This window comes from Streptomyces sp. NPDC006516, assembly GCF_040611875.1.
Taxonomy (GTDB): Bacteria; Actinomycetota; Actinomycetes; order Streptomycetales; family Streptomycetaceae; genus Streptomyces.
Genome location: NZ_JBEXPD010000036.1, coordinates 1 through 1,759 on the forward strand (window position 1 = coordinate 1; position 1,759 = coordinate 1,759).

1 protein-coding gene is annotated in these 1,759 nt (G+C 69.6%); it reads left to right on the forward strand.

Going from position 1 to position 1,759, the window contains the following annotated elements; genetic code table 11:
- The coding region (locus tag ABZY45_RS35030; protein WP_356746300.1) for an acyltransferase domain-containing protein at window positions 1-1,759 on the forward strand (1,759 nt) is incomplete at both ends.

The window sequence follows — 1,759 nt, forward strand, 5'->3', positions numbered from 1 at the left end:
CGGTGTTCGCCGAGGCGTTCGACGCGGTGGTCGCGGAGCTGGACGGTCACCTGCCCACGTCGTTGCGTCAGGTTGTGTGGGGTGAGGATGCGGGGCTTCTGGAGCGGACGGAGTTCACTCAGCCGGCCCTCTTCGCGTTCGAGACGGCGTTGTTCCGGTTGCTGGAGTCGTGGGGTGTGCGCCCGGACTTCTTGGCCGGTCATTCGGTGGGTGAGCTGACTGCCGCGCATGTGTCGGGTGTGCTGTCGCTGGCGGATGCGGCGCGGTTGGTGGCTGCGCGGGCGCGGTTGATGCAGGCGTTGCCGGCTGGTGGTGCGATGGTCGCTGTCCGGGCGTCGGAGGACGAGGTCCTTCCGTACCTGACGTCGGACGTGGTGAGTATCGCGGCGGTGAACGGTCCGGACGCGGTGGTCATCTCCGGCGCCGAGGACGAGGTCCTGGAGGTTGCGGCCCGGTTTGAGGCGGAGGGTCGTAAGACCAGCCGCCTGCGGGTTTCGCACGCGTTCCACTCGCCGCTGATGGAGCCGATGCTCGACGAGTTCCGTACCGTCGCCCAGAGTGTGACGTTCGGCGAGGCCCGTATTCCGGTGGTCTCCAACCTCACCGGCGAGCTCGCGACCACCGATGGCCTGCGTACGCCTGAGTACTGGGTGCGCCATGTCCGTGAGGCGGTGCGCTTCGGTGACGGTGTGCGTGCGCTCTCGGCTGCCGGGGTGAGGGTGTTCCTGGAGGTCGGCCCCGAAGCGGTGCTCACCGCCATGGCACAAAACGCCGTCGCAGACGACGCAGGCGACGATGCGGTGTTCGTGCCGGGTCTCCGTCGTCAGCAGAGTGAGTCCGAGGCGCTGGTCACGGCGCTTGCGCGCCTGCACACGGTCGGCCGTGTCCCGGACTGGGCCGCGTTCTACGCGCCCACCGGAGCCCGCCGCGTCGACCTGCCCACCTACGCCTTCCAGCGCCAGAACTACTGGTCGTTCCCCGCGGTCTCCGGGGGCGATCCGGAGTCGCTGGGCCTGGTGACGGCTGACCACCCTGTTCTGGGCGCGGCTGTCGGTCTGCCCGATGGGGGAGTGGTCTTCACCGGCCGGCTCTCCCTCAGCGCCCAGCCCTGGCTTGCCGATCACAGCGTGCTGGGGAGTGTGCTGATGCCGGGTACGGGCCTGGTGGAGCTGGCTCTGCGTGCGGGTGAGGAGGTCGGGTGTGGGCTGCTGGAGGAGCTGACGCTTCAGGCACCCTTGACCCTGCCCGACACCGAGGCGTTGCAGGTCCAGGTCGTGGTCGGGGTGGCTGCGGATGACGGTGCGCGTGCCGTGAGTGTGCACTCCCGTGTGGAGGGCGACCGGGAGATCCCCTGGACACTGCATGCTGAGGGTGCCCTGCTGCCGCAGGCACCCGCACCCGATTTCGATCTGGGGGCGTGGCCGCCGGCGGGTGCGGTGTCGGTGCCTGTGGCGGGTGCGTATGAGCGGCTGGCGGAGCAGGGGTATGGGTACGGCCCGGTGTTCCGGGGGCTGAAGGCTGTCTGGACGCGGGGTGAGGAGATCTTCGCCGAGGTCGCTCTTCCCGACGAGGCCCGTGATGATGCGGGCCGGTTCGGACTGCACCCCGCTCTGCTCGACGCCGCTCTTCACTCCGTCCTTCTCACCGGCGAGGGCGAGACCGTACTGCCGTTCTCGTGGGCGGGTGTGTCGCTGTTCGGGGCGGGTGCGTCGGTGGTGCGGGTGCGGATCGTGCGGGGTGGTGCGGGTCAGCTGGCGTT